Genomic DNA, 23412 nt, shown 5'->3' on the forward strand with positions numbered 1-23412 from the left:
CCTCAATCGTTGGTGGCTTCGCGGAGCTGTGCCTTGCGCAGCGCCTTTTCCTCGATGCCGCTGGTGCCTTCGCGGCGCTCCAGTTCGGCCAGCACATCGGCAGGACGCAGGTTGTAGTGCGCCAGCGCGATCAGCGAATGGAACCACAGGTCTGCCACTTCGCCGACCAGTTTGCCTTGCAGTTCGGGCGTGGCGCCGCCGTAATCGATGTCCTTGGCGGCCATCACGGTTTCGGTGGCTTCCTCGCCAATTTTCTTCAGGAAAGCATCGGGGCCCTTGTGCAGCAGGCGCGCCACATAGCTGGTGGACGGGTCGCCGCCTTGCGCTGGCTTGCGGCTCTCGATGATGGACGCCAGGCGCTCAAGGGTGTCGTTGGTGTTCAGGGTGTGCATTGCAGGCTATTTGTAGATGCTGGCGGGGTCTTTCAAGACCGGTTCGGTCGCGACCCACTGGCCATGTTGGTAAAGGCTGAAAAAGCAGCTGTGGCGGCCGGTGTGGCAGGCTATTCCCGGCTGACCGGGTTCGTGGCCAAGTTGGGTAATCTTGAGCAGCACCACGTCGCTGTCGCAATCCAGCCGGATTTCATGCACGACCTGAAAGTGACCGGACTCCTCGCCCTTGTGCCACAGGCGATTGCGCGAGCGGCTGAAATACACCGCCTGGCCCAGTTCGGCGGTTTTTTCGAGCGCCTCGCGGTTCATCCAGGCGAACATCAGCACGTCGCCGCTGCCGGCTTCCTGCGCAATGACGGGCACCAGGCCCTTGTCGTCCCAACGGACCGTGTCTAACCAATTCATGAGGGTATTGTCCGCGATTGTGGAAGGCTGTTCTGATGTGGCCAGCGTGTCCTTGCGGCGCATGCAAGCACTATGAATTCAATAGCTGCAAGCGCCCGTCCATCAAGCGCAAACAGCCTTAAACGCTTGAAATTCAGAGCCGAACCGGAATCCCGCGACTGGCCATATGCCGTTTGGCCTGGCCAACGGTGAATTCGCCGTAGTGAAAGATGCTGGCTGCCAGCACCGCATCGGCGCCGCCGATCTGTACGCCGTCGGCCAGGTGGTCGAGGTTGCCGACGCCGCCCGAGGCGATCACCGGCACGCTGACGGCATCGCTCACCGCGCGCGTCAGTTCGAGGTCGAACCCCGACTTGGTGCCGTCGCGGTTCATGCTGGTCAGCAGGATTTCGCCCGCGCCGCGCTGGGCCATTTCAACGGCCCAGGCCACGGCGTCCAGCCCGGTGTTCTTGCGCCCGCCGTGGCTGTACACGTCCCAGCCGGCACCGCGCAGCAGCGCGTCTTCATCGCTGCGGCGCTTGGCGTCGATGGCCACGACGATGCACTGCGCGCCGTACTTGGCCGAGGCATCGGTGATGACCTGCGGATTGGCCAGCGCGGCCGAATTGAAACTGGTCTTGTCGGCACCGGCATTGAGCAGCCGGCGCACGTCTTCGACCGTACGCACTCCGCCGCCGACCGTCAGCGGGATGAACACCTGCGAGGCCACGGCCTCAATGATGTGGAGAATCAAATCGCGCCCGTCGCTGGTGGCGGTGATGTCGAGAAACGTCAGTTCGTCAGCGCCCTGGTCGTTGTAGCGCGCGGCAATTTCCACCGGATCGCCGGCATCGCGCAACTCGACGAAATTGACGCCCTTCACGACGCGGCCGCCGGTGACGTCTAAACAGGGAATGATGCGTTTAGCGAGCATGGTCTGATGTGCGTAACAAGCATTGATTGGTCTTGCCAGGGCGAGAGGACTGCAAGGGGCAACTCTGCAGCAAGCCAGGGCCACGGAACCGGCTTTGCCGGGCCGTAGGCGCAGCAGCCCCCTCGGGGGGCAGCGCAGCACACGAAGTGGCAAGCGTGGGGGTCATATCAGCCGTTCAACTCGTCAGCCCGCGCTTGCGCCGCTTCAAAGTCCAGGTCACCGCTGTAGATCGAACGGCCGCAGATCACGCCCTGCACGCCTTCGTCCTCGACGGCGCACAGCGCTTCGATGTCGGCCATGTTCGACAGGCCGCCCGAGGCAATCACCGGAATCGTCAGCGCCTGCGCGAGCCTGACGGTGGCTTCCATGTTGATGCCGCTGAGCATGCCGTCGCGGCCGATGTCGGTGTAGATGATGGACTCGACGCCGTAATCCTGGAATTTCTTGGCCAGGTCAACCACCTCGTGGCCGGTCAGCTTGCTCCAGCCATCGGTGGCAACCTTGCCGTCTTTCGCGTCGAGACCGACGATGATGTGGCCGCCAAACGCCGTGCAGGCATCCTGCAAAAAGCCTGGGTTCTTCACGGCGGCGGTGCCGATGATGACGTAGCGCAGGCCGGCATCGAGATAGCGCTCGATGGTGTCCAGGTCGCGGATGCCGCCTCCCAGCTGCACGTCGATTTCACTGCCCACCTCGGCCAGGATGCGCTTGATCGCCGCCTCATTCTTCGGCTTGCCCGCGAAGGCGCCGTTCAGGTCCACCAGGTGCAGGCGGCGCGCACCCTTGTCAACCCAGTTGCGCGCCATGGCCGCCGGGTCGTCGCTGAAAATGGTGGACTGGTCCATGTCGCCTTGTTTCAGACGGACGCAGTGGCCGTCCTTGAGGTCAATCGCGGGGATAAGGAGCATGTTGGGCTAAGGAAAAGCAGTTGGTGAAATTAAAAAAGATTCGCCCTGGCATGGGCGCATCGGAGGAAGCAAAAGGCGGTTCAGGGATTCCAGTGGAGGAAATTGCGGTACAGCGCCAGCCCCTGGTCGGCACTCTTTTCGGGGTGGAACTGGGTGGCAAAAATATTATCGCGCGCTATCGCCGCTGCAAAGCGCCCACCGTAGTCTGCCTCGCCGGCAATGTGGCGCTTATCAGACGGACAGGCGTAAAAGCTGTGAACAAAATAAAAATACGCGCCATCAGGCACGCCGTCCCAGACCGGATGGGGCTTGGCGCCGTCAGCATGCGCCTGATAAACCTGGTTCCAGCCCATTTGTGGCACCTTGTAGCGGCTGCCGTCGGGCTGGAGCTTGCCGGCCAGGTCGAACTTGACGACCTCGCCATGGATGAGCCCCAGGCCGGGCGTAGGCGCGCCATCCAGGCCCTCGTGGCTGTTGTCGAGCAGCATCTGCATGCCGACGCACACGCCAAACAGCGGCTTGTGGCCGGCGGCATGCAGCACGGCGCCGAGCATGCCCGAGTGTTCGAGCGCCAGCATGCAGTCATGCATCGCCCCCTGTCCGGGCAGCACGACGCGCTCTGCATCGAGCACGTCCTGCGGGTTGGACGTGACCCGCACCTCGTAGCCCGTGCCCTGCACCACATGCCGGACCGCCTGCGAGACCGAACGCAGGTTGCCGGAACCGTAATCGACCACTGCCACCGTTTTCAAATTGGACATTCAGAAGAAAAAAAGAAAAAAAGTAATTTGCTACGGTTTTAATAGCTATAAGCGCACGCCCCGCCTGCGAAGAAGGGCTGAAACATGCATGAACAGCGACAAGGTGCGACTTACAGCGAGCCCTTGGTCGAAGGAATCACGCCCACCGAACGCGGATCGATTTCCAGCGCCATGCGCAGGGCGCGGGCAAAGGCCTTGAACACCGTCTCGGCCTGATGGTGGGCGTTTTCGCCCTTGAGGTTGTCGATGTGCAGCGTGACGAAGGCGTGGTTGACAAAGCCCTGAAAGAATTCGTAGGCCAGCTGGCTGTCGAAGGTGCCGATCATGCCGCTCTTGAACGGCACGTTCATGACCAAGCCGGGACGGCCCGAAAAGTCGATGACCACGCGCGACAGCGCTTCGTCCAGCGGCACATAGGCATGGCCATAACGGCGCAGGCCTTTTTTGTCGCCCACGGCCTGCGCCACGGCCTGCCCGAGCGTGATGCCGACGTCTTCGACCGTGTGGTGGCCGTCGATGTGCAGGTCGCCCACGGCGTGGATGTCGAGGTCGATCAGCCCATGGCGGGCGATCTGGTCGAGCATGTGGTCAAAAAAGCCGATGCCGGTGGACAGTGCCGCCTGACCGGTGCCGTCCAGGTTGACCTTGACGGTGATCTTGGTTTCGGCGGTGTTGCGCGAAACCTCGGCAATGCGCGGTACAGACAGGGAGTCGGTGATGGAAGTGGTCATAGGGAGAGTTCAAGCGCGGCCAGCAATTGCGCGTTTTCTTCGGCAGTGCCGACGGTCAGGCGCAGGCAGTTGGCCAGCAAAGGATGCATTTTAGAAATATTTTTGACCAGCACCTTACGATTTCGCAAGCCATCGAAGGTGCGCGCCGCGTCGGGAACGCGGATCAAAATCATGTTGGCGTCGCTGTGCCAGGCCTTGACGCCCGGCAAGGCGGCAAGCGCGTCGAACAGAAAGGCGCGCTGGGCGATCAGTTCCTGTGCCTGGGCCTCAAAAACCTCCCGGTGTTCGAGGGCGAACAGCGCGCATTCGTAATTCAGCACGCTGATGTTGTAAGGCGGACGCACCTTGTCGATTTCGGCAATCAAGGCTTTCGGCCCCATCATGTAGCCCAGGCGAACGCCGGCCAGGCCGAACTTGCTCAGGGTGCGCATCAAGAGCACATGGCCGTGTCTTGCCATGCGGCCTGCATAGCTCTTGCTGGCAAACGGCTGGTAGGCCTCGTCCATCACGACCAGGCCGCCCTGCGCGCCGACGGCGTTGATGATTTTTTCGATCACCGCGTCATCCCACAGGTTGGCCGTCGGGTTGTTCGGATAGGCCAGGTAGGTAATCGATGGCTTGTGCTCGGCAATGGCAGCCAGCATCGCCGCTTCGTCGAGTTCAAAGTCGGGCGTCAGATCGACGCCGATGAACTTCAGGCCCTGCAACTGCGCGCTCATGGCGTACATCACGAAACCGGGCAGCGGCGCCAGCACCGAGCCGCCGGGCACGTCGCAGGCCAGCGCCAGCAGCGCGATCAGCTCGTCCGAGCCGTTGCCCAGCATGATGTCGAAGCCTTCAGGCATCTGCGCATAGTCGGCCAGCTCGCGGCGCAGGTCGTTGACGCGGCCGTCCGGGTAGCGGTTCAGCGCCAGCGCGCCCAGTCGCTGCCCCAGATGCGCCTGCAGGGCGGCGGGCAGCCGGTGCGGATTTTCCATCGCGTCGAGCTTGACCATGCCGGCCGAGTCCTGAATGGCGTAGGCGTGCATCGACTGCACGTCCTGGCGGATCAGTTGCTTGAGTTTCGGGTCAAGTGTGGAATCAGGCGCGGTCATTGATTGGGTTTTCTCATGTCGGGTACGGTGGTCAAGCGCAGTTCGGCGGCGCGGGCATGCGCCTGCAGGCCTTCGCCATAGGCCAGTTCGGCGGCAATCGGGCCGAGGACTTGCGCGCCGGCTTCGCTGACCTCGATCAGGCTGGAGCGTTTCTGGAAGTCATACACGCCCAGCGGGCTGGAAAAGCGCGCCGTGCCGCTGGTCGGCAGCACGTGGTTAGGGCCGGCGCAGTAGTCGCCCAGGCTTTCGCTGGTGTAGGCGCCGAGAAAAATTGCGCCGGCGTGGCGTAGCAGCGGCTCCCAGCGGTGCGGGTCGCGGCTGGAGACTTCCAGATGCTCGGGCGCGATGCGGTTGCTGATCTCGCAGGCTTCTTCCATGCTGCGCGTGTGGATTAGCGCGCCCCGGTCGCTGAGCGACCTGGCGATAATTTCGGCACGCGGCATCGCGGGCAGCAGGCGGTGGATGGCTTCCTGCACGGCGTCGATGTAGGCCGCGTCGGGGCACAGCAAAATGCTTTGCGCCAGCTCGTCATGCTCGGCCTGGCTGAACAGGTCCATCGCCACCCAGTCGGCCGGCGTCGTGCCGTCGGCCAGCACCAGAATCTCGGACGGCCCGGCAATCATGTCGATGCCGACCGTGCCGAACACGCGCTTCTTGGCGCTGGCGACATAGGCATTGCCGGGGCCGGTGATCTTGTCCACCTTGGGCACGGTCGCCGTGCCATAGGCCAGCGCAGCCACGGCCTGCGCACCGCCAATGGTGAAGGCGCGCGTCACGCCGGCGACGTAGGCGGCGGCCAGCACCAGCGCATTTTTCTCGCCCCTGGGCGTGGGCACGACCATGATGATCTCGCCGACACCAGCCACGTGGGCGGGAATCGCGTTCATCAGCACCGATGACGGGTACGCTGCCTTGCCGCCGGGCACGTAAATGCCAACGCGGTCCAGCGGCGTGACCTTCTGGCCCAGCAGCGTGCCGTCTTCGTCGCGGTAGCTCCAGCTTTCGCCGCAGGCCTTTTTCTGCGCCTCGTGGTACGTGCGCACGCGCCTGGCGGCGGCCTGCAGCGCGCCCCGCTGGGCAGCGGGAATCGATTCGAACGCAGCCTTGAGTTCGGCCTGCGTGAGTTCGAGCTCGGCCATCGCGCCAACGCTCAGGCCGTCAAAGCGCGCGGTGTACTCCAGCACCGCCGCATCGCCGCGCTGCTGGACATCGGCCAGGATGTCGGCCACGCGCTGCTCGATTTCGGCATCGGTATCGGCCGACCAGTGCAGCCGGGCCTTGAATTGAGACTCGAAAGTGCTGTCAGCGCACGACAGTCGGGCGGGAGTAGCTATCAATTTCATGGCAATCAGGGGGTTAGGGGCTTGGCAAGCGCCAAGGCAAACGCATCAATCAGCTTGCGGATGGGCGCCTGCTTGAGCTTGAGCGCGGTCTGGTTCACCACCAGGTGCGAACTGATGTCCATGATGCGCTCGACCTCAACCAGATGGTTGGCCTTGAGCGTGTTGCCGGTGGACACCAAGTCGACAATCGCGTCGGCAAGCCCGGTCAGCGGCGCCAGTTCCATGCTGCCGTAGAGCTTGATCAGGTCAACGTGCACGCCCTTGGAGGCAAAAAAGTCACGCGAAATTTCCACATACTTGGTCGCCACCTTCAGGCGCGAGCCTTGTTTGACGGCCGCGGCGTAGTCAAAGCCCTGGCGCACTGCCACGCTGATGCGGCATTTGGCAATCTGCAGGTCCAGCGGCTGGTACAGTCCCTGGCTGCCCGATTCGAGCAGCGTGTCCTTGCCGACGACACCAATATCGGCGCCGCCGTACTGCACATAGGTCGGCACATCGGTGGCGCGCACCAGCACCACGCGCAGGTCGGGCTGGTTGGTGTCCAGGATCAGCTTGCGGGACTTTTCCGGGTCGTCGAGCACCTCGATGCCGGCGGTGTGCAGCAGCGGCAGGATGTCGTCAAAGATCCGGCCTTTGGAGAGGGCGAGCGTGATCATGCTTTCATCCGTTCAATATCGGCGCCAATGCCGCGCAGCTTGGCTTCCATCTGGTCGTAACCCCGGTCGAGGTGGTAGATGCGTTCGACAACGGTCTCACCGCTGGCGACCAGACCGGCAATCACCAGACTGGCCGAGGCGCGCAGGTCGGTGGCCATCACGGTGGCGCCCGAAAGCTTTTCAACGCCTTCCACGACGCAGACCTTGCCTTCGATCTGGATTTTTGCGCCCAGGCGCACCATTTCGTTGACGTGCATGAAGCGGTTCTCAAAAATCGTCTCGGTCACCGTGCTGGTGCCCTGCGCAATGGCGTTGAGCGCCATGAACTGTGCCTGCATGTCGGTCGGAAAACCCGGGTATTCGGTGGTGCGGAAGGACTGGGCCTTCATGCGGCCGCTGGCCTGGATGCGGATGAACCCTTCGCCAGCCGTGATGGTGGCACCGGCTTCGCGCAGCTTTTCAATCACCACTTCGAGGTGGTCGGCGCGGCCATGCCGCAAGACCACGTCACCGCCGGCCGCCGCCACGGCACACAAAAAGGTGCCGGTTTCAATCCGGTCGGCCACGACCTGATGGGTGCAGCCGTGCAGGCGCTCGACGCCCTGAATGCGGATGCGCCGGCTGCCGTGGCCTTCGATGTTGGCGCCCATCTTGATCAGCATTTCGGCTAGGTCGCCGATTTCGGGCTCCTGCGCTGCGTTTTCAAGAATGGTCTCGCCTTCAGCCAGCGTGGCGGCCATCAGGAAATTCTCGGTGCCGGTCACGGTGACCATGTCGGTCGTGAGGCTGGCGCCTTTCAGTCGTGTCTGGCCTTTGGGCAGCTTGGCCAGCATGTAGCCATGCTCGACGATGATCTCGGCACCCATGGCCTGCAGGCCCTTGATGTGCTGGTCCACCGGCCGCGAGCCGATGGCACAGCCGCCGGGCAGCGACACCGTCGCCTCGCCAAAACGCGCCAGCAGCGGCCCCAGCGCCAGCACCGACGCGCGCATGGTCTTGACCAGTTCATAAGGCGCTTCAGGCGAACTCAGCGGACCGGCATTGAGCGTCACCGTGCCGGAAACGCTGGCGCTGCGCTCGGCCTCGACACCCATGTTGCGGATCAGCTTGAGCATGGTGGCCACGTCCTGCAGACCGGGAACATTGTGCAGCGTGACCGTGTCAGCGGTCAGCAAGGCCGCGCAAAGTTCGGGCAATGCCGCGTTTTTGGCGCCCGAGATGTCAACCGAGCCGGCCAGGGACTTGCCGCCCTTGATGCGTAGTTTGTCCATGTGTTTATTGCGCTTTCAGGGAAGCCCATTCGGCAGGCGTATAGGTCTTCATCGACAGGGCATGGACTTCACCGGTTTGAATCCGGTTTCCCACCGTCGCATAGGCGCGGTGGTGGCGCGCAATCCGCGACAGGCCCTGAAAAGCACTGGAGACCATGGTGGCGTACCAGTGGCTGCCGTCACCCGACACTTCAAGGTGTTCGCAAGGCAGGTCGGCGGCAATGATGGTTTGGAGTTCTTCGCTGGTCATAAAGGTTTTCTAAAAAAAGTCTCACTGCCTTGGGTGGCGTAAAAATGGGATCAACGCAGCACAGGGAGTAACAAGCATGGCGGCTCCCGCTTCAACCCAGCAGGGGCCGCGGGACTGGCTTCGCCAGACCGCAGGCGCAGCGGCCCCCTCGGGGGGAAGCGCAGTACGCGAAGCGACAAGCGTGGGGGCCATTAATGTCTGATCTTATAACCCGTGCGCAGCATGTTGACCGCGACGGCGCTGATGACGAGAAATGCGCTCAGCACCAACCCCAGACTGAGCCACGGCGACACATCGCTGACGCCAAAAAAGCCGTAGCGAAAGCCGTCGATCATGTAGAAGAACGGGTTCAGGTGGCTGATCTTTTGCCAGAACGGCGGCAGCGAGTGAATCGAATAAAACACGCCACTCAGAAACGTCATCGGCATGATGATGAAGTTCTGGAAGGTGGCCATCTGGTCGAACTTCTCGGCCCACAGGCCGGCAATCACGCCCAGCGCGCCAAGCATGGCCGAACCCAGCACGGCAAACAGCACGATCCACAGCGGCGCCACGAAACCGGGCCGTCCGAAAAACGCCGTGACGACAAAAACGCCCGTGCCGACCATCAGGCCGCGCACCACCGACGAGCCGACGTAGGCCCAGAACCAGTCCCAGTGCGACAGCGGCGTGAGCAGCACGAACACCAGGCTGCCCATGATCTTGCTCTGGATCAGCGACGACGAACTGTTGGCAAACGAGTTCTGCAGCACGCTCATCATCACCAGGCCGGGCACCAGAAAGGCGGTGTAGCTGACCTTGCCGTACACCAGCGCCTGGCCCTGCAGCACATGGCCGAAAATCAGCATGTAGAGTACGGCCGTCAGCACCGGTGCGCCAACGGTCTGGAAACCGACCTTCCAGAAACGCAGGATTTCTTTATAAAAAAGCGTTTGCCAACCGGTCATTTCATGGCTCCTGCCAAGTCCATCGTCATGGGTTCCTTCACTTCTTTTTCATTCATTACTTCAAGAAACACGTCTTCCAGGTCGGCCTTGCGGATTTCCACATCCTCGGCCACCAGCCCAGCCTCGCGGACGGCCGCCAGGTACTGCTCGATTTCACGCGCATTGTGTGCCGGAAACTGCACGATGCGACCTGTAATACGGGCCTGACGCGCCAGGTGCAGGGGAAGTTCGCTATCAATCTTGAAGCGCAGGACATTGCTGGAAGCTGCGCTGAGCAGGTCGGACGTTTGTGCCAGCGCAACCACCCGGCCCTGCTTGAGCATGGCAATGCGGCTGCACAAAGCCTCGGCCTCCTCCAGGTAATGGGTGGTCAGCAACACGGTGCTGCCCTGCTTGTTGAGCTTGGCGATGAACTGCCACAGGGTCTGGCGCAATTCGACATCGACGCCCGCTGTCGGTTCGTCCAGCACGATGACCTGCGGCTTGTGCACCAGCGCCTGAGCCACCAGCACCCGGCGCTTCATGCCGCCGGAAAGCTGGCGCATGTTGGCGTTGCCCTTGTCGGCCAGGCCCAAATTGGCCAGCAACTCGTCAATCCAGTCGTCGTTGTGCTTGATGCCGAAATAGCCCGACTGGATGCGCAGTGCTTCGCGCACGGTGAAGAAGGGGTCGAACACCAGTTCCTGCGGCACCACGCCGAGCTTGCGCCGGGCGTTGGCATAGTCGAGCAGCACGTCGCTGCCGTGCACCAGGACACGGCCGCTGCTGGCATGCGACAGTCCGGCCAGAATGCTTATAAGGGTGGTCTTGCCGGCGCCGTTGGGGCCAAGCAAGCCGAAAAATTCGCCCTGCTGGATGTCAAAGCTGACATGGTCCAGCGCCTTGAGGCCGGTGCCGGACTGGTTTCGCGGGGGAGGATAGGTTTTGCAGACGGACTGGAATGAGATGGCTGGCATGAGCCCGCTATTTTAGGGGCTGATGGCTTTCTTATCCCGAGCAGCCGGCCAAGGCCTTTGCAGCCCTTGCCTGCAGACGAAGCATGACCTCAGGCTGCCACGGCTGCGGATGCTGGCGGCGAAGCGGGAATCAGCGTGGCCACACCATAGACGTCGGCCAGTTGCAGCAATTGTTCGGGCGCGCCCTGCACCGAGAAACCCTTGCGTGCCGCCAGCGCCTGCCGGCGGCATTCGAGCAGGATGGCCAGCGCCGACGAGTCAAACTGGCTCAGCGCGCTGGCGTCCACAACAACGTCTGCGGGCATCGACAGCACTTCCTTTGGAATGGTGTCGAAAAAACCGCAGGCGGCTGCATGGGTCAGGACAGCAGGAAGTTTCAGCATGGCAATCGATTGGCGTGTTCAGGACTTGGCGCCGCCTGCGTTGGTCTGGTTGCGCTGCGCCATCGACGCAATCAGGCCGTCAAGGCCATTGGCGCTGACTTCCTGGGCAAACTGGGTGCGGTAGGTTTCCACCAGCCAGATGCCCAGCACGTTCAGGTCATAGATTTTCCAGCCGGTCGGCGTTTTTTCCATACGGTAGTCCAGTTGGACCGGGTCGCCGCGTCCCAGCACTTCGGTGCGGACTGTCACCTCGTTGTCGCCGGCGGCTGCGCGCAGCGGCTTGACATTGAGCTTCTGGTCGTTGACCTGCGACAGCGCGCCGGAATAGGTACGGACCAGAAGGGTTTTGAACTCCTGCTGCAACCGGTTTTTTTGCTCTGGCGTGGCCTGGCGCCAGTTACGGCCGACCGCAGAAGCCGTCATGCGTGTGAAATTGACGTTGGGCATGACCTTGGTATCGACCAGCGCCAGCACACGGTTCATTTCGCCCGCCTGAATGGCCTTGTCGGACTTGATGGCGTCCAGCACCTCGGTGGATACGCGCTTGATCAGTGCATCCGGGGCCTCGTCGGCCGCGCGAACCAAGGGGGACGAAGCCAGCAGGGCCAGGCTGAGCGTGGCGGTCAACAAACGTCCGAGAGTTCTACGGTTCATGATTTTTTCTTTCAAAGTCAAAACAATTGGCGGCCTGCAGCGCCATGGCCTGTTCCATCTGCGCTGCGGCGACTGTGCTTGTAGGATGAACTATTTTGCAGGCGGGTTGGCGGGCAGCCAATGAAGTTTTAAAACGCTTGGGTAAAGCTTGTTACCACGGCTTCACTGCGGATTCGGATTCGGCACCGGAGCCGCAGGCGACGCTTCAGGCAGGTCGAAGCGCTCTTCGGGTTCGGTGCGCGGGTTGCCGCCGATCAGGCTCCTGCGGCGTTGCAAATAGGCATCGCGGGTAAAGGCGTATTTGTCCAGCGCCGCTTGGTCCAGCAGATCGCCGGCACGAAGCAGGTTGGCCCGCGTATCGACCAGGTCCAGGGTCTTCAGGGAATTGCGCACGGGGACATTGCCTGACTGCGACACCAGGTCGCCCTGCATGTCCACCACCCGGCCTGCCGTGTCGCGCACGCTGGAGGGTCCAAACAGCGGAAGCACCACATACGGACCGGAGGCCAGCCCCCAGGTTCCCAGGGTCTGGCCGAAATCTTCCTTGTGCTTCGGAATTTTCAGCTCGGTGGCGACATCAAAAATGCCGCCCACGCCCCAGAACGTGTTGGTGGTGACGCGAAACAGCGAATCCATTGCTTCAGCCGGCTTGGCCTGCAGCGCATTGTTCACCATGGACCAGACGTCCGAGATGTTTTCAAAGAAATTCGTGACGCCGGTGCGCACCGGCGACGGCGTGATGTTCTGGTAGGCGGTAGCGACGGGCTTGAGCACGGCGCGGTCAAGCCCTTCGTTGAAGCTGTAGACGCCGCGGTTGAACGGCTCCAGCGGATCGGCAGGATTCGCCTGGGGACCGGTGGCGCATCCCTGCAGCAGGACGATGGCCAGGGCGGCGGCGGTCCAGCCCGGGACTTTTTTCAGAGAAATGGCTTGCTTCATTTTTTGTCCGTCGTTGCAGTTGCTGGCAGGGGAGGAGCCGTTCCTGAAGATTCGTCGGCGGTCTTGCTGAACAGGAACTGGCCGATGAGATTTTCCAGCACGACGGCCGACTGCGTTTGTCGGATGACGTCGCCAGCAGCGAGGTTTTTTTCATCGCCGCCCGCCTGGATGCCGATGTACTGCTCGCCGAGCAGGCCGCTGGTAAGGATTTTCAGCGAACTGTCCTTGGGAAAAGAATAACGGCTTTGCATTTCGAGCGTGACGCGCGCCTGGAATGTCTGGTCATTGAAGCTGATGTCCTCGATCCGGCCCACCACCACGCCCCCGCTGCGCACCGACGCCTTGGGCTTGAGCCCGCCCACGTTGTCGAATTCTGCCGTGATCCGGTAGGTGGGCTGGAAATTGAGGTTCAGCAAATTGGCCGCCTGCAATGCCAGAAACAAAATGGCCACGGCGCCCACCAGCACAAACAGGCCGACCCACACATCAATCTTCGAGCGTTGCATCAAAACTTCCTTCCAAACGGTTGAGGACAGTGCCCGTCCGGCATTCGCACGGAAAAGGCCTGTCCCACGAATTTTTTCAAGTGATCACTTCGTGAACATCATCGCGGTCAGGATGAAATCCAGGCCCAGCACTGCCAGCGAGGCCACCACCACCGTGCGCGTCGTGGCACTGGCCACGCCTTCGGGCGTCGGTTGAGACTGGTAGCCCTGCAGCAGCGCCACGAAGGTCACGGTAAAGCCGAACACGATGCTCTTGATGATGCCGTTGCCGACGTCGGCCCAGACATCGACGCTGCCCTGGATCTGGCTCCAGAACGAGCCGGCATCGATACCGATCATCAGCACGCCGACCACCCATCCGCCAATCACGCCCATGGCGCTGAACACGGCGGCCAGCAGCGGCATGGCAATCACGCCGCCCCAGAAGCGCGGCGCCAAAATGCGCTTGATCGGATCGACGGCCATCATTTCCATCACGCTGATCTGCTCGCCGGCCTTCATCAAACCGATCTCGGCGGTCAGCGAGGTTCCGGCCCGGCCGGCAAACAGCAGTGCCGTCACCACCGGTCCGAGTTCGCGCACCAGCGTGAACGTGACCAGCTGGCCCAGTGCTTCGGTCGAGCCAAAGCGCAGCAGCGTGTAGTAGCCCTGCAGGCCGAACACAAAACCGACGAACAGGCCGGAAACGGCAATGATGACGAGCGAATAATTGCCCAGGAAATGGATCTGGTCACGCACCAGTCCAAAGCGCTTGAAGCTGGAGCCAAATGTCGCCAGAAGACGCAGGAACAGCCGTGCGCCATAGCCCAGGTTGGCGAGCCAGCTGCGGGTGGCAAATCCAACGTCAGCAGGCTTGTACCAACTCATGAAGAGGCTCCGGATGTCAGGGATGCAGGCGCCACGCCGGGACCGAAGTCCTGCTCGACGGTGATGCCGGGATAGTCAAAATGCACCGGACCGTCCGGCAGCGCATGCACATACTGGTAGACCAGCGGATCGGCGCTCTGGCGCACCGCATCAGGCGTGCCCTCGACGGCGACCTTGCCATTGGCCAGGATGATCACATGGTCGGCAATCGCAAACGTCTGCTCCAGTTCGTGCGAGACAAACAGGCTGGTCAGCCCGAGGCTGTCGTTGAGATGGCGAATCAGCCGTGCCGACGTTCCCAGCGAAATCGGGTCGAGTCCGGAAAACGGCTCGTCGTACATCACCAGTTCAGGGTCCAGCGCGATGGCGCGGGCCAGCGCAATGCGCCGCGCCATGCCGCCCGACACCTCGCTGGGCATCAGGTCGCGCGCGCCGCGCAGTCCCACTGCATTGAGCTTCATCAGCACAATGTCGCGGATCAGCACTTCGGGCAGGCCGGTGTGTTCGCGCAGCGGAAAGGCGACGTTTTCAAACACGCTCAGGTCGGCAAACAGCGCGCCGAACTGGAACAGCATGCCCATGCGGCGGCGTGCCGCGTACAGTTGTTCCTGGTCCATGGACGTGACGTCCTGGCCGTCGAACAGCAACTGGCCCGACTGCGCCCGGTTTTGCCCGCCGATCAGGCGCAGGATGGTGGTCTTGCCGCCGCCCGATGCACCCAGCAGGGCCGTGACCTTGCCACGCGGCACTGACAGCGAAATGTCGTCCAGAATGACGCGTTCGCCATACCCGAAAGTCAGGTGGCGCAGCTCTACAAGGGAAGCGTTGGAAGATGGGGGCATAGAAAAGACAAAAGCCGGGGATTCCGGCTTCTGGATCATAAGGGATTACGCCAATCAGCGTGGCAGGTCGCTATAGCCCATCAGGAACTCATCGACCGACCGCGCAGCCTGCCGGCCTTCCCGAATCGCCCACACCACCAGGCTCTGGCCGCGCCGGATATCGCCCGCTGCAAACACCTTGGGAAGGTTGGTGGCATAACCGCCGATGAAGTCGGTGCCGGCCTTCGCATTGCCCCGGTTGTCCTTTTCAATGCCGAAGGCGTCGAGCACCGACGCCACCGGCGAGACAAAGCCCATGGCCAGCAGCACCAGATCGGCCTTGAGCGTTTGCTCCGAACCGGCGACTTCAACCATCTTGCCGTCTTTCCATTCGACGCGAACCGTGGTCAAGCCGGTGACTTTTCCTTTTTCGCCGATCAGCGCCTTGGTGGAAATGGCGAACTCACGCTCGCAGCCCTCTTCATGGCTGGAACTGGTGCGCAGCTTGATCGGCCAGTAGGGCCACGTCATGGGGCGGTTTTCCTCGACCGGCGGCTCGGGCATCAGCTCGAACTGGGTGACGCTGGCCGCGCCGTGGCGGTTGCTGGTGCCGACGCAGTCCGAGCCGGTGTCGCCGCCACCAATCACGATGACGTGCTTGCCGTCGGCACGCAACTGGCCCTTGACCTTGTCGCCGGCGTTGACCTTGTTCTGCAGCGGCAAAAACTCCATCGCGAAATACACGCCGTCCAGATCACGGCCGGGCACCGGCAAGTCGCGCGACTGCTCGGCGCCTCCGGTTAGGACCACGGCATCAAAGTCTTTTTGCAGTTGCTCAGGGCTAATGGTTTCCTTGGCCCAGTTGGTGACCTTCGAGCCCTTGGGCAAACTGCCGATCATGACGCCGGTGCGAAAGGTCACGCCCTCGGCCTGCATCTGCTCGACGCGGCGGTCGATGTGGATTTTCTCCATCTTGAAGTCGGGAATGCCGTAGCGCAGCAGGCCGCCGACGCGGTCGTTCTTCTCGAACAGCGTCACGTCATGGCCGACGCGCGCCAGTTGCTGGGCGGCTGCCATGCCGGCCGGGCCGGAACCGACAACGGCAACCTTCTTGCCGGTCTTGTGCGGGGCCAGCCGGGGCTTGACCCAGCCTTCAGCCCAGGCGCGGTCGATGATGGCGTGCTCGATGGACTTGATGCCCACCGCTTCGTCGTTCACGTTGAGCGTGCAGGCGGCTTCGCACGGCGCCGGGCAGATGCGGCCGGTAAATTCCGGAAAATTGTTGGTGCTGTGCAGCGTGTCAATGGCGTTTTTCCAGTCATCGCGAAACACCATGTCGTTGAAATCGGGAATGATGTTGTTGACCGGGCAGCCGCTGTTGCAAAACGGCGTGCCGCAGTCCATGCAGCGCGCCGCCTGGGTGCTGGCCTGCTGGTCGTCCAGGCCAATGACGAATTCCTTGTAGTTCTTCAGGCGCTCGGCAACAGGCTTGTAGCCCTCTTCGATGCGCTCGTATTCCATGAAGCCGGTGATTTTTCCCATGATCGATTCCTGTGCAATTTTTTAAGCTTTTAATGCCGTTTGCGCACATCCAGCGGTCGCAAGCAGCTATTAATACGATAGCGAAACAGTAAACAAGCCAGCCCCGGGCAGTGCCATGCTGCCCCGGCGCCGGCCCTGTCCGGCTTATTTGGCGGCTACCGCTTCCCGGTTGGTCGCGACTTGCGCGCGGGTGGTTTCGGTCGCGGCTTCGAGCCGGCGCTCCTTGCGCTCGATCAGGGCGCGCTTGTACTCGTTCGGGAAGACCTTCACGAATTTCAGGCGCGACACGCTCCAGGTGTCCAGCAATTCGCGGGCGCGCTTGCTGCCGGTCCAGCGGTTGTGGTCCTGCAGCAGGCGCTTGAGCTGCTCTTCGTCGCTTGCGCCGGCATGCCAGTCGGACTGGTCATGGGTGTGCTGCTCGGCGGTCGTGACCACGCGGTCCATCGACACCATTGAGGTGTTGCAGCGCGTCGCAAACAGGCCGTCCTCGTCGTACACATAGGCCACGCCGCCGCTCATGCCGGCGGCAAAGTTGCGGCCGGTCTTGCCCAGCACCGCGACCGTGCCGCCAGTCATGTATTCGCAGCCGTGGTCACCCGTGCCTTCAACGACCGCCGTGGCGCCCGACAGACGCACCGCGAAGCGTTCGCCGGCCACGCCGCTGAAGAAAGCCTCGCCGGTGGTCGCGCCGTACAGCACGGTGTTGCCGACGATGGTGTTCTTCACCGCGTCGCCCCGGAAGTCGATGCTCGGACGCACCACGATGCGCCCGCCCGACAGGCCCTTGCCGGTGTAGTCGTTGGCGTCGCCAATCAGGTACATGGTGATGCCCCTGGCCAGGAAAGCGCCAAACGACTGGCCGCCGGTGCCTTCCAGCTGGATGCGCAGCGTGTCATCCGGCAGGCCTTCGGGGCGCAGCCGGGTCAGTTCGCCCGACAGCATGGCGCCGACGGTGCGGTTGACGTTGCGCGTCACTTCGATGAACTGGACTTTTTCGCCTTTTTCCAGCGCCGCTTTCGATTTCTCGATCAGGCGCACATCCAGCGCTTTTTCAAGCCCATGGTCCTGGTCCATCACATGCATGCGCGGCACATCGGCCGGCACCTGGGGCTGGTAGAACAGGCGGCTGAAATCCAGGCCGCTGGCCTTCCAGTGTTCGATGCCTTTTTGCATGTCCAGCAAATCTGGCCGGCCGATCAGGTCGTCAAACTTGGCGATGCCGAGCTGCGCCATCAGCTGGCGCGCTTCCTCGGCCACAAAGAAGAAATAGTTGACGACATGCTCGGGCTTGCCGCTGAACTTCTGGCGCAGCACCGGGTCTTGCGTGGCGACGCCAACCGGGCAGGTGTTGAGGTGGCATTTGCGCATCATGATGCAGCCTTCGACCACCAGCGGCGCGGTGGCAAAGCCGAACTCGTCGGCACCCAGCAGCGCGCCAATCACCACGTCGCGGCCGGTCTTCATCTGGCCGTCGGCCTGCACGCGGATGCGGCCGCGCAGGCGGTTCAGCACCAGCGTCTGCTGGGTTTCGGCCAGGCCGATTTCCCACGGCGAGCCGGCATGCTTGATCGACGACCAGGGCGAAGCGCCCGTGCCGCCGTCGTGGCCGGCAATCACCACGTGGTCGGCCTTGGCCTTGGCCACGCCGGCGGCAATCGTGCCGACGCCGGTTTCGCTGACCAGCTTGACGCTGATGCTGGCGCGCGGGTTGACGTTCTTCAGGTCGTGGATCAGCTGCGCCAGGTCCTCGATGGAGTAGATGTCATGGTGCGGCGGCGGCGAGATCAAACCGACGCCGGGCACCGAGAAACGCAGCTGGCCGATGTAGTCGCTGACCTTGCCGCCGGGCAGCTGGCCGCCCTCGCCCGGCTTGGCGCCCTGCGCCATCTTGATCTGGATCTGGTCGGCGGATACCAGGTATTCGGCGGTCACGCCAAACCGGCCCGACGCCACCTGCTTGATGCGCGAACGCAGCGAGTCGCCGTCCTGCAGCGGCAAATCGACTTCAACGACCTTCTCGCCAATCACGCTTTTCAGCGTGTCGCCGCGACGGATCGGGATGCCTTTGAGTTCCTGGCGATAGCGGTTGGGGTCTTCGCCGCCCTCGCCGGTGTTGCTCTTGCCGCCGATGCGGTTCATGGCGACGGCCAGCGTCGCATGCGCTTCGGTGCTGATCGAGCCCAGCGACATCGCGCCGGTGGCAAAACGCTTGACGATTTCCTTGGCCGACTCGACTTCGTCAATCGGAATGGCTTTGGACGGGTCTATCCTGAACTCGAACAGGCCGCGCAAGGTCATGTGGCGGCGGTTCTGGTCGTTGATCAGCTGGGCGTATTCCTTGTAAGTGTTCCAGTTGTTGGAGCGCGTCGAATGCTGCAGCTTGGCAATCGCGTCGGGCGTCCACATGTGGTCTTCGCCGCGCACGCGCCAGGCGTATTCGCCGCCGGCATCCAGCATGTTGGCCAGCACCGGATCGTCGCTGAAGGCAGCCTTGTGCATGCGCAGCGCTTCCTCGGCAATCCCGAACACGCCCATGCCCTCGACCTGGCTGGACGTTCCGGTGAAGAACTTGTCAACCGTCTGGCGGTTCAGGCCAATGGCCTCGAACAGCTGCGCGCCGCAGTAGCTCATGTAGGTGGACACGCCCATCTTGGACATGATCTTGGACAGGCCCTTGCCGATGGCCTTGGTGTAGTTGTAGACCGCCTTTTCGGTGCTCAGGTCGCCCGGCAGTCCCTTGGACAGCTCGGCCAGGGTTTCCAGTGCCAGATACGGGTGGACCGCCTCGGCGCCGTAGCCGGCCAGCACGGCGAAATGGTGCACTTCCTTGGCCGAGCCGGTCTCGACCACCAGCCCGGCGGTGGTGCGCAGGCCTTCCTTCACCAGGTGCTGGTGAATCGCCGACAGCGCCAGCAGCGCGGGAATGGCGACCTGCGTGGCGCTCAGGGCGCGATCGCTGACGATCAGGATGTTCTTGCCGGTCTTGATCGCATCGACCGCTTCGGCGCACAGCGACGCCAGCTTGGCCTCGACGCCTTCGCTGCCCCAGGCCAGCGGATAGGTGATATCCAGGGTGTAGCTTCTGAACTTGCCCTGGGTGTGCGACTTGATGTCGCGCAGCTTTTGCATGTCGGCATTGTTCAGCACCGGCTGGCTCACTTCGAGCCGCATCGGCGGATTCACCTGGTTGATGTCCAGCAGGTTCGGCTTGGGACCGATGAAGGACACCAGCGACATCACGATGGCTTCGCGGATCGGGTCGATCGGCGGGTTGGTGACCTGCGCAAACAGCTGCTTGAAGTAGTTGTACAGCGACTTGTTCTTGTTCGACAGCACGGCCAGCGGACTGTCGTTGCCCATCGAGCCCGTGGCTTCCTCGCCGTTGGCTGCCATCGGCGAGAGCAGGAACTTGATGTCTTCCTGGGTATAGCCGAAGGCCTGCTGGCGGTCGAGCAATGACAGTTCAGTCGCTGCAGGCGCCGCTGCGGCACTTTCCTGGGTCTTGCCTGCCACGTCGTCGAGCCGGATGCGCAGGTTCTCGATCCACTGCTTGTAGGGCTTGCTGTGCGACAGCGTGGCCTTGATTTCCTCGTCATCCACCATGCGGCCCTGTTCGAGGTCGATCAGGAACATCTTGCCGGGCTGCAGACGCCATTTGCGAATGATCTTGTGCTCGGGGATGGGCAGCACGCCGGATTCGGACGCCATGATGACCAGGTCGTCGTCGGTGACGCAGTAGCGCGACGGGCGCAGGCCGTTGCGGTCAAGCGTGGCACCGATCTGGCGGCCGTCGGTGAAGACGATGGACGCCGGGCCGTCCCACGGTTCGAGCATCGCGGCGTGGTATTCATAGAAGGCCTTGCGGCGCTCGTCCATGGTGGTGTGCTGCTCCCATGGCTCGGGAATCATCATCATCACGGCCTGGCTGATCGGGTAACCGGCCATGGTGAGCAACTCCAGGCAGTTGTCGAAGGTGGCGGTATCGGACTGGCCGGGAAAGCTGATCGGGTAGAGCTTTTGCAGGTCGGCGCCCAGCACTGGCGAAGACATCACGCCTTCGCGTGCCTTCATCCAGTTGTAGTTGCCCTTGACGGTGTTGATCTCGCCGTTGTGCGCCACATAGCGGTACGGGTGCGCCAGCGGCCACTCAGGGAAGGTGTTGGTCGAAAAGCGCTGGTGCACCAGACCGAGTGCCGAGACACAGCGCGCATCCGTCAGGTCCATGAAGTAGGTGCCCACCTGGTCGGCCAGCAGCAGGCCCTTGTAGACCACGGTGCGGCTGGACATGCTGGGAACGTAGTATTCCTTGCTGTGCGTCAGGTGCAGGCGCTGGATCGCGGCGCTGGCGGTCTTGCGGATCACGTAGAGCTTGCGCTCCAGCGCGTCCTGCACGATCACGTCGTTGCCGCGGCCGATGAAGATCTGGCGCAGGATGGGTTCCTTGGCGCGCACGGTCGGCGACATGGGCATGTCCTTGTTCACCGGCACATCGCGCCAGCCCAGCAACACCTGGCCTTCGGCATGGACGGCGCGTTCCAGCGCTTCTTCGCAAGCCAGACGCGACGCATGTTCCTTCGGCAGGAACACCATGCCCACGCCGTATTCGCCCGGTGGCGGCAAGGCAATGCCTTGAGCGGCCATTTCTTCGCGGTACAGGGCGTCGGGCAACTGGATCAGGATGCCGGCGCCGTCGCCCATCAACTTGTCGGCCCCCACGGCGCCCCGGTGGTCCAGGTTTTCAAGAATCTTCAGGGCCTGTTCGACAATCGCATGGCTCTTGTGGCCCTTGATATGCGCCACGAAGCCGACACCGCAAGCGTCGTGCTCGTTGGAGCCTGCGTACAAACCGTGTTGTTCAAAATGCTTGATTTCAGCAGCCGTGGTCATGGCAATTCCTTGTCAGTGGGAAAGCAGGAAGCGTGAATGGAGACGCCAGCCCTGCCCGCCAGGTGTTTCAAATTTCAGAAAAGATGAGCATAGTGCATGCCAGTCTTGGTACCAAATTTTTTAATCAGGGTCAGATTCCATTTAACTCCTGCCTCAGGTTAATGCTGGAGATATGGGGACATATCAAATTTAATAGCAAGGTATTCTTAACAGATATGCGCAAAACTCTTTTTTATTCAGTTTTATGGGTCAATGCGGGCCTTCCGGCTTTGGCTTGCATGACGCGGCGGCTGGTCTGCTTTTGCAGATTCGCTACAAAGCGTTCATCGCCCAGCGCCCAGCCGCCCAGCGCCGCGCGGGTCATCTCCTGCTGCTGCTCGGGCGCGATACCCTGGGCGACGAGCGCCGCATAGGCCGCTTCGCGCGAAAATGGGGTGTTGCCCAGCGTCCAGAACAGTGCGTGCGGCGTGACCAGCCGGTCTGCACGCAGGCCCACATAGTGCGCATGGCTCGACCACGGGTAGGCGGCGGCCTCCCTGGCCAGCCCGGCGCGCACCGGATTGAGGTCGATGTACGCCATGCACGCCAACAGGTAGCGGTCGGTATCGATCACGGTCGAGCGGTAACGCCCTTCCCACAGCGTGCCCGTTCGCCCCTGGCGGTCATTGAAATAACGCACATAGCGCCGGCCCACCGCCTGCATCATCTGCGGCAGGCCTTCGGCGGTGGTGGGCGTGGCCAGCAGATGGAAATGGTTGTCCATCAGCACATAGGCATGCACCGCGACGCCGAATTTCTGTGCGTTTTCTTCCAGCAGCGAGATCAGTCTCTGGAAGTCAGCAACCGATGAAAAAATCGCCTGCCGGTTGTTGCCGCGCTGGATGATGTGGTGCGGATAACCGGGAACGGTCAATCGGGGAAGACGGGCCATGAAGTGCAATGCCGGAAGTGTGCGCCATGATATTTGATCCGGCCAGCAGCCCTGGCCCACCGTTCAGCGGATGATTTTTCCGTCCGGCGTGATGCTGACCAGGTCAATGGCCCGGACCGATTCGTATTTTTTAGGCCGCAGGTTGACCCGAAAGCCGCCCAGGTTGTAGTCGGTCATCGAATTGAACGCTTTTTGCAAGCCGGCCCGGTCCGGTTTACCGCCGCCAGCGATGCTGCGCTGCACGCCCTCGGCAAAGCTGCGGGCGGCAATATAGCCTTCGATGCTTTCATAGCTGGGTGACTGGTCGGTCTGGTTAAGGGCATCCAGGTATTCCTTGACCACGGGCAGGGTCGTGCTGCGCGGTGAAGGGACGACCTGTGAAATGACGATGCCGCCAATTTCCTTGCCCAGTGCGCTGAACAAGGGGTCGATGCCGACGACCGAAAAGGTCAGGAACTGGCCACCAAAGCCCGCCTGGCGCGTCTTTCGGATGAAGGCTGCGGATGAATTGAACAGGCTGGCCAAAATGATGGCCTGGGGTTGGGACTTGATGATCTGTGCCACTGCCGCATCCACCTGGGTGCTGTTCACAGGCGACAGGGCGCTGGCCACAAGGGGTGGCCGTTTCAGGTCCACCAGGGCATTGCTGACAGCCGCCAGACCGGCACGGCCCATGGCATCGTCTTCGGCAAACACCGCGATGCGCGACTGATTGAGCGTTGCGCAATGCCGCGCCACTTTGTAAGCCTCGTCCGCCAGCGCTGGACGGACATGGAACACATTGGAAAGCGCAGGATTGTGCAAGGTATCGGAAGCGGCGAAAGGCGCGAAGAACAGCATGCCGCTGGGCTTGGCGACGTCATAGGCAGCGTCGCAGCTGGCAGTGCCTGCAAAGCCGAACAAGGCATCAACACCTTCGCTGATCAGCTTTTTGGCATTGGCTGCGGCCCTGGACGGGTCGTAGCCATCATCAAGCGCCCTGACTTCAATGCTGTAGCCACCCACGCCATTGGCGGCATTAAGGGCATCGAAGCAGATTTTTGCGCCATTCAGGTAAGCCAGGCCAATCTGGTCAGCCGCGCCCGTCAGCGGCACCGACTGTCCGATTGTCAGTTTTCGGCCTGTTTTGGTGGATTGCGCCCTGAGCCCTGGGCTGGCAATGAAAGCGATGGAGGAAATGCCTCCCATAATCAATTTACGGCGGTTGAACATCATGTATCCGTATCCTTTGGTGACCCTGTTCACAAGGGCGGTC

The 23412-nt window shown here is 62.2% G+C and carries 24 protein-coding genes; 1 reads left to right on the top strand and 23 read right to left on the bottom strand.

What is annotated here, in order from left to right:
- Nucleotides 1–2: 2 nt before the first annotated feature.
- The 15 genes from GZ092_RS08390 to GZ092_RS08460 form a co-directional block, all read right to left on the bottom strand.
- On the bottom strand, nucleotides 3–392 hold the full coding sequence (locus GZ092_RS08390; RefSeq protein WP_293635931.1) for a phosphoribosyl-ATP diphosphatase: 390 nt from the start codon (nucleotides 390–392) through the stop codon (nucleotides 3–5).
- A gap of 6 nt (nucleotides 393–398) precedes the next feature.
- Nucleotides 399–797 (bottom strand): phosphoribosyl-AMP cyclohydrolase, encoded by a 399-nt coding sequence (hisI, locus tag GZ092_RS08395; protein WP_293635932.1) that lies wholly within the window; start codon nucleotides 795–797, stop codon nucleotides 399–401.
- Between the two features lie 133 nt (nucleotides 798–930).
- Nucleotides 931–1710, bottom strand: coding sequence for an imidazole glycerol phosphate synthase subunit HisF (gene hisF / locus GZ092_RS08400; protein ID WP_293635933.1), 780 nt, complete (start codon nucleotides 1708–1710; stop codon nucleotides 931–933).
- A 167-nt stretch (nucleotides 1711–1877) separates the two neighbouring features.
- A complete protein-coding gene (hisA, locus tag GZ092_RS08405) occupies nucleotides 1878–2618 on the bottom strand; it encodes a 1-(5-phosphoribosyl)-5-[(5-phosphoribosylamino)methylideneamino]imidazole-4-carboxamide isomerase (RefSeq protein ID WP_293635934.1) in 741 nt (246 codons plus the stop codon).
- Between the two features lie 80 nt (nucleotides 2619–2698).
- The gene (hisH, locus tag GZ092_RS08410) at nucleotides 2699–3379 is read right to left on the bottom strand and encodes an imidazole glycerol phosphate synthase subunit HisH (protein ID WP_293635935.1); all 681 of its coding nucleotides are present in this window, start codon (nucleotides 3377–3379) and stop codon (nucleotides 2699–2701) included.
- Nucleotides 3380–3489: 110 nt separating this feature from the next.
- A complete protein-coding gene (gene hisB / locus GZ092_RS08415) occupies nucleotides 3490–4110 on the bottom strand; it encodes an imidazoleglycerol-phosphate dehydratase HisB (RefSeq protein WP_293635936.1) in 621 nt (206 codons plus the stop codon).
- Nucleotides 4107–5204, bottom strand: a complete 1098-nt coding sequence (hisC, locus tag GZ092_RS08420) for a histidinol-phosphate transaminase (protein WP_293635937.1) — start codon at nucleotides 5202–5204, stop codon at nucleotides 4107–4109. The genes hisB and hisC overlap by 4 nt, the downstream gene beginning before the upstream one ends.
- Nucleotides 5201–6547, bottom strand: coding sequence for a histidinol dehydrogenase (gene hisD, locus GZ092_RS08425; RefSeq protein ID WP_293635938.1), 1347 nt, complete (start codon nucleotides 6545–6547; stop codon nucleotides 5201–5203). Before hisD ends, hisC begins: the two co-directional genes overlap by 4 nt.
- A gap of 5 nt (nucleotides 6548–6552) precedes the next feature.
- Complete coding sequence (gene hisG, locus GZ092_RS08430; RefSeq protein ID WP_293635939.1) at nucleotides 6553–7203, bottom strand: ATP phosphoribosyltransferase; 651 nt, start codon at nucleotides 7201–7203, stop codon at nucleotides 6553–6555.
- Nucleotides 7200–8474, bottom strand: a complete 1275-nt coding sequence (gene murA, locus GZ092_RS08435; RefSeq protein WP_293635940.1) for a UDP-N-acetylglucosamine 1-carboxyvinyltransferase — start codon at nucleotides 8472–8474, stop codon at nucleotides 7200–7202. The genes hisG and murA overlap by 4 nt, the downstream gene beginning before the upstream one ends.
- A gap of 4 nt (nucleotides 8475–8478) precedes the next feature.
- A complete protein-coding gene (locus GZ092_RS08440; protein ID WP_293635941.1) occupies nucleotides 8479–8724 on the bottom strand; it encodes a BolA family protein in 246 nt (81 codons plus the stop codon).
- Between the two features lie 191 nt (nucleotides 8725–8915).
- Nucleotides 8916–9671, bottom strand: a complete 756-nt coding sequence (locus tag GZ092_RS08445; RefSeq protein WP_293635942.1) for an ABC transporter permease — start codon at nucleotides 9669–9671, stop codon at nucleotides 8916–8918.
- Complete coding sequence (locus tag GZ092_RS08450) at nucleotides 9668–10627, bottom strand: ABC transporter ATP-binding protein (RefSeq protein ID WP_293635943.1); 960 nt, start codon at nucleotides 10625–10627, stop codon at nucleotides 9668–9670. Before GZ092_RS08450 ends, GZ092_RS08445 begins: the two co-directional genes overlap by 4 nt.
- Before the next feature lie 89 nt (nucleotides 10628–10716).
- Nucleotides 10717–11016 (bottom strand): STAS domain-containing protein, encoded by a 300-nt coding sequence (locus GZ092_RS08455; protein ID WP_363254366.1) that lies wholly within the window; start codon nucleotides 11014–11016, stop codon nucleotides 10717–10719.
- Between the two features lie 12 nt (nucleotides 11017–11028).
- Entirely contained in the window at nucleotides 11029–11664 is a 636-nt protein-coding gene (locus tag GZ092_RS08460; RefSeq protein WP_293635945.1) for an ABC transporter substrate-binding protein, read from the bottom strand.
- Between GZ092_RS08460 and GZ092_RS08465 the strand changes: the two genes are divergently transcribed.
- Nucleotides 11663–11788: a hypothetical protein gene (locus tag GZ092_RS08465; protein ID WP_293635946.1), complete on the top strand. Its 126-nt coding sequence runs from the start codon at nucleotides 11663–11665 to the stop codon at nucleotides 11786–11788. The genes GZ092_RS08460 and GZ092_RS08465 overlap by 2 nt on opposite strands.
- 38 nt (nucleotides 11789–11826) lie before the next feature.
- Here the strand turns inward: GZ092_RS08465 and GZ092_RS08470 are convergent, their stop codons facing one another.
- From GZ092_RS08470 to GZ092_RS08505, 8 genes are all read right to left on the bottom strand, one after another.
- A complete protein-coding gene (locus tag GZ092_RS08470) occupies nucleotides 11827–12603 on the bottom strand; it encodes a VacJ family lipoprotein (protein WP_293635947.1) in 777 nt (258 codons plus the stop codon).
- Entirely contained in the window at nucleotides 12600–13109 is a 510-nt protein-coding gene (mlaD, locus tag GZ092_RS08475) for an outer membrane lipid asymmetry maintenance protein MlaD (RefSeq protein ID WP_293635948.1), read from the bottom strand. Before mlaD ends, GZ092_RS08470 begins: the two co-directional genes overlap by 4 nt.
- A gap of 84 nt (nucleotides 13110–13193) precedes the next feature.
- Nucleotides 13194–13976: a lipid asymmetry maintenance ABC transporter permease subunit MlaE gene (gene mlaE / locus GZ092_RS08480; protein ID WP_293635949.1), complete on the bottom strand. Its 783-nt coding sequence runs from the start codon at nucleotides 13974–13976 to the stop codon at nucleotides 13194–13196.
- Nucleotides 13973–14818 carry an ABC transporter ATP-binding protein gene (locus GZ092_RS08485; RefSeq protein ID WP_293635950.1) on the bottom strand — a complete coding sequence of 282 codons (846 nt, stop codon included), beginning with the start codon at nucleotides 14816–14818 and terminating at the stop codon, nucleotides 13973–13975. The genes mlaE and GZ092_RS08485 overlap by 4 nt, the downstream gene beginning before the upstream one ends.
- Before the next feature lie 54 nt (nucleotides 14819–14872).
- Nucleotides 14873–16339: a glutamate synthase subunit beta gene (locus GZ092_RS08490; protein ID WP_293635951.1), complete on the bottom strand. Its 1467-nt coding sequence runs from the start codon at nucleotides 16337–16339 to the stop codon at nucleotides 14873–14875.
- Between the two features lie 144 nt (nucleotides 16340–16483).
- Entirely contained in the window at nucleotides 16484–21226 is a 4743-nt protein-coding gene (locus GZ092_RS08495; protein ID WP_293635952.1) for a glutamate synthase-related protein, read from the bottom strand.
- 232 nt (nucleotides 21227–21458) lie between these two features.
- Nucleotides 21459–22157 (bottom strand): transposase, encoded by a 699-nt coding sequence (locus tag GZ092_RS08500; RefSeq protein WP_293635953.1) that lies wholly within the window; start codon nucleotides 22155–22157, stop codon nucleotides 21459–21461.
- A 63-nt stretch (nucleotides 22158–22220) separates the two neighbouring features.
- Entirely contained in the window at nucleotides 22221–23345 is a 1125-nt protein-coding gene (locus GZ092_RS08505; RefSeq protein WP_293635954.1) for an ABC transporter substrate-binding protein, read from the bottom strand.
- Nucleotides 23346–23412: the final 67 nt, after the last annotated feature.

The sequence above is a fragment of the Polaromonas sp. genome, assembly GCF_010365105.1.
Lineage (GTDB): Bacteria > Pseudomonadota > Gammaproteobacteria > Burkholderiales > Burkholderiaceae_C > Polaromonas.

What these genes read in the sequence shown, in the direction of transcription:
- GZ092_RS08390 (WP_293635931.1), bottom strand. Translation starts at nt 392, where the DNA reads ATGCACACCCTGAACACCAACGACACCCTTGAGCGCCTGGCGTCCATC.
- mlaD (WP_293635948.1), bottom strand. Translation starts at nt 13,109, where the DNA reads ATGCAACGCTCGAAGATTGATGTGTGGGTCGGCCTGTTTGTGCTGGTG.
- hisH (WP_293635935.1), bottom strand. Translation starts at nt 3,379, where the DNA reads ATGTCCAATTTGAAAACGGTGGCAGTGGTCGATTACGGTTCCGGCAAC.
- hisF (WP_293635933.1), bottom strand. Translation starts at nt 1,710, where the DNA reads ATGCTCGCTAAACGCATCATTCCCTGTTTAGACGTCACCGGCGGCCGC.
- GZ092_RS08460 (WP_293635945.1), bottom strand. Translation starts at nt 11,664, where the DNA reads ATGAACCGTAGAACTCTCGGACGTTTGTTGACCGCCACGCTCAGCCTG.
- GZ092_RS08440 (WP_293635941.1), bottom strand. Translation starts at nt 8,724, where the DNA reads ATGACCAGCGAAGAACTCCAAACCATCATTGCCGCCGACCTGCCTTGC.
- GZ092_RS08445 (WP_293635942.1), bottom strand. Translation starts at nt 9,671, where the DNA reads ATGACCGGTTGGCAAACGCTTTTTTATAAAGAAATCCTGCGTTTCTGG.
- hisA (WP_293635934.1), bottom strand. Translation starts at nt 2,618, where the DNA reads ATGCTCCTTATCCCCGCGATTGACCTCAAGGACGGCCACTGCGTCCGT.
- GZ092_RS08450 (WP_293635943.1), bottom strand. Translation starts at nt 10,627, where the DNA reads ATGCCAGCCATCTCATTCCAGTCCGTCTGCAAAACCTATCCTCCCCCG.
- hisB (WP_293635936.1), bottom strand. Translation starts at nt 4,110, where the DNA reads ATGACCACTTCCATCACCGACTCCCTGTCTGTACCGCGCATTGCCGAG.
- mlaE (WP_293635949.1), bottom strand. Translation starts at nt 13,976, where the DNA reads ATGAGTTGGTACAAGCCTGCTGACGTTGGATTTGCCACCCGCAGCTGG.
- GZ092_RS08490 (WP_293635951.1), bottom strand. Translation starts at nt 16,339, where the DNA reads ATGGGAAAAATCACCGGCTTCATGGAATACGAGCGCATCGAAGAGGGC.
- hisC (WP_293635937.1), bottom strand. Translation starts at nt 5,204, where the DNA reads ATGACCGCGCCTGATTCCACACTTGACCCGAAACTCAAGCAACTGATC.
- GZ092_RS08465 (WP_293635946.1), top strand. Translation starts at nt 11,663, where the DNA reads ATGATTTTTTCTTTCAAAGTCAAAACAATTGGCGGCCTGCAGCGCCAT.
- GZ092_RS08485 (WP_293635950.1), bottom strand. Translation starts at nt 14,818, where the DNA reads ATGCCCCCATCTTCCAACGCTTCCCTTGTAGAGCTGCGCCACCTGACT.
- GZ092_RS08505 (WP_293635954.1), bottom strand. Translation starts at nt 23,345, where the DNA reads ATGGGAGGCATTTCCTCCATCGCTTTCATTGCCAGCCCAGGGCTCAGG.
- GZ092_RS08500 (WP_293635953.1), bottom strand. Translation starts at nt 22,157, where the DNA reads ATGGCCCGTCTTCCCCGATTGACCGTTCCCGGTTATCCGCACCACATC.
- hisI (WP_293635932.1), bottom strand. Translation starts at nt 797, where the DNA reads ATGAATTGGTTAGACACGGTCCGTTGGGACGACAAGGGCCTGGTGCCC.
- hisG (WP_293635939.1), bottom strand. Translation starts at nt 7,203, where the DNA reads ATGATCACGCTCGCCCTCTCCAAAGGCCGGATCTTTGACGACATCCTG.
- hisD (WP_293635938.1), bottom strand. Translation starts at nt 6,547, where the DNA reads ATGAAATTGATAGCTACTCCCGCCCGACTGTCGTGCGCTGACAGCACT.
- GZ092_RS08470 (WP_293635947.1), bottom strand. Translation starts at nt 12,603, where the DNA reads ATGAAGCAAGCCATTTCTCTGAAAAAAGTCCCGGGCTGGACCGCCGCC.
- murA (WP_293635940.1), bottom strand. Translation starts at nt 8,474, where the DNA reads ATGGACAAACTACGCATCAAGGGCGGCAAGTCCCTGGCCGGCTCGGTT.
- GZ092_RS08495 (WP_293635952.1), bottom strand. Translation starts at nt 21,226, where the DNA reads ATGACCACGGCTGCTGAAATCAAGCATTTTGAACAACACGGTTTGTAC.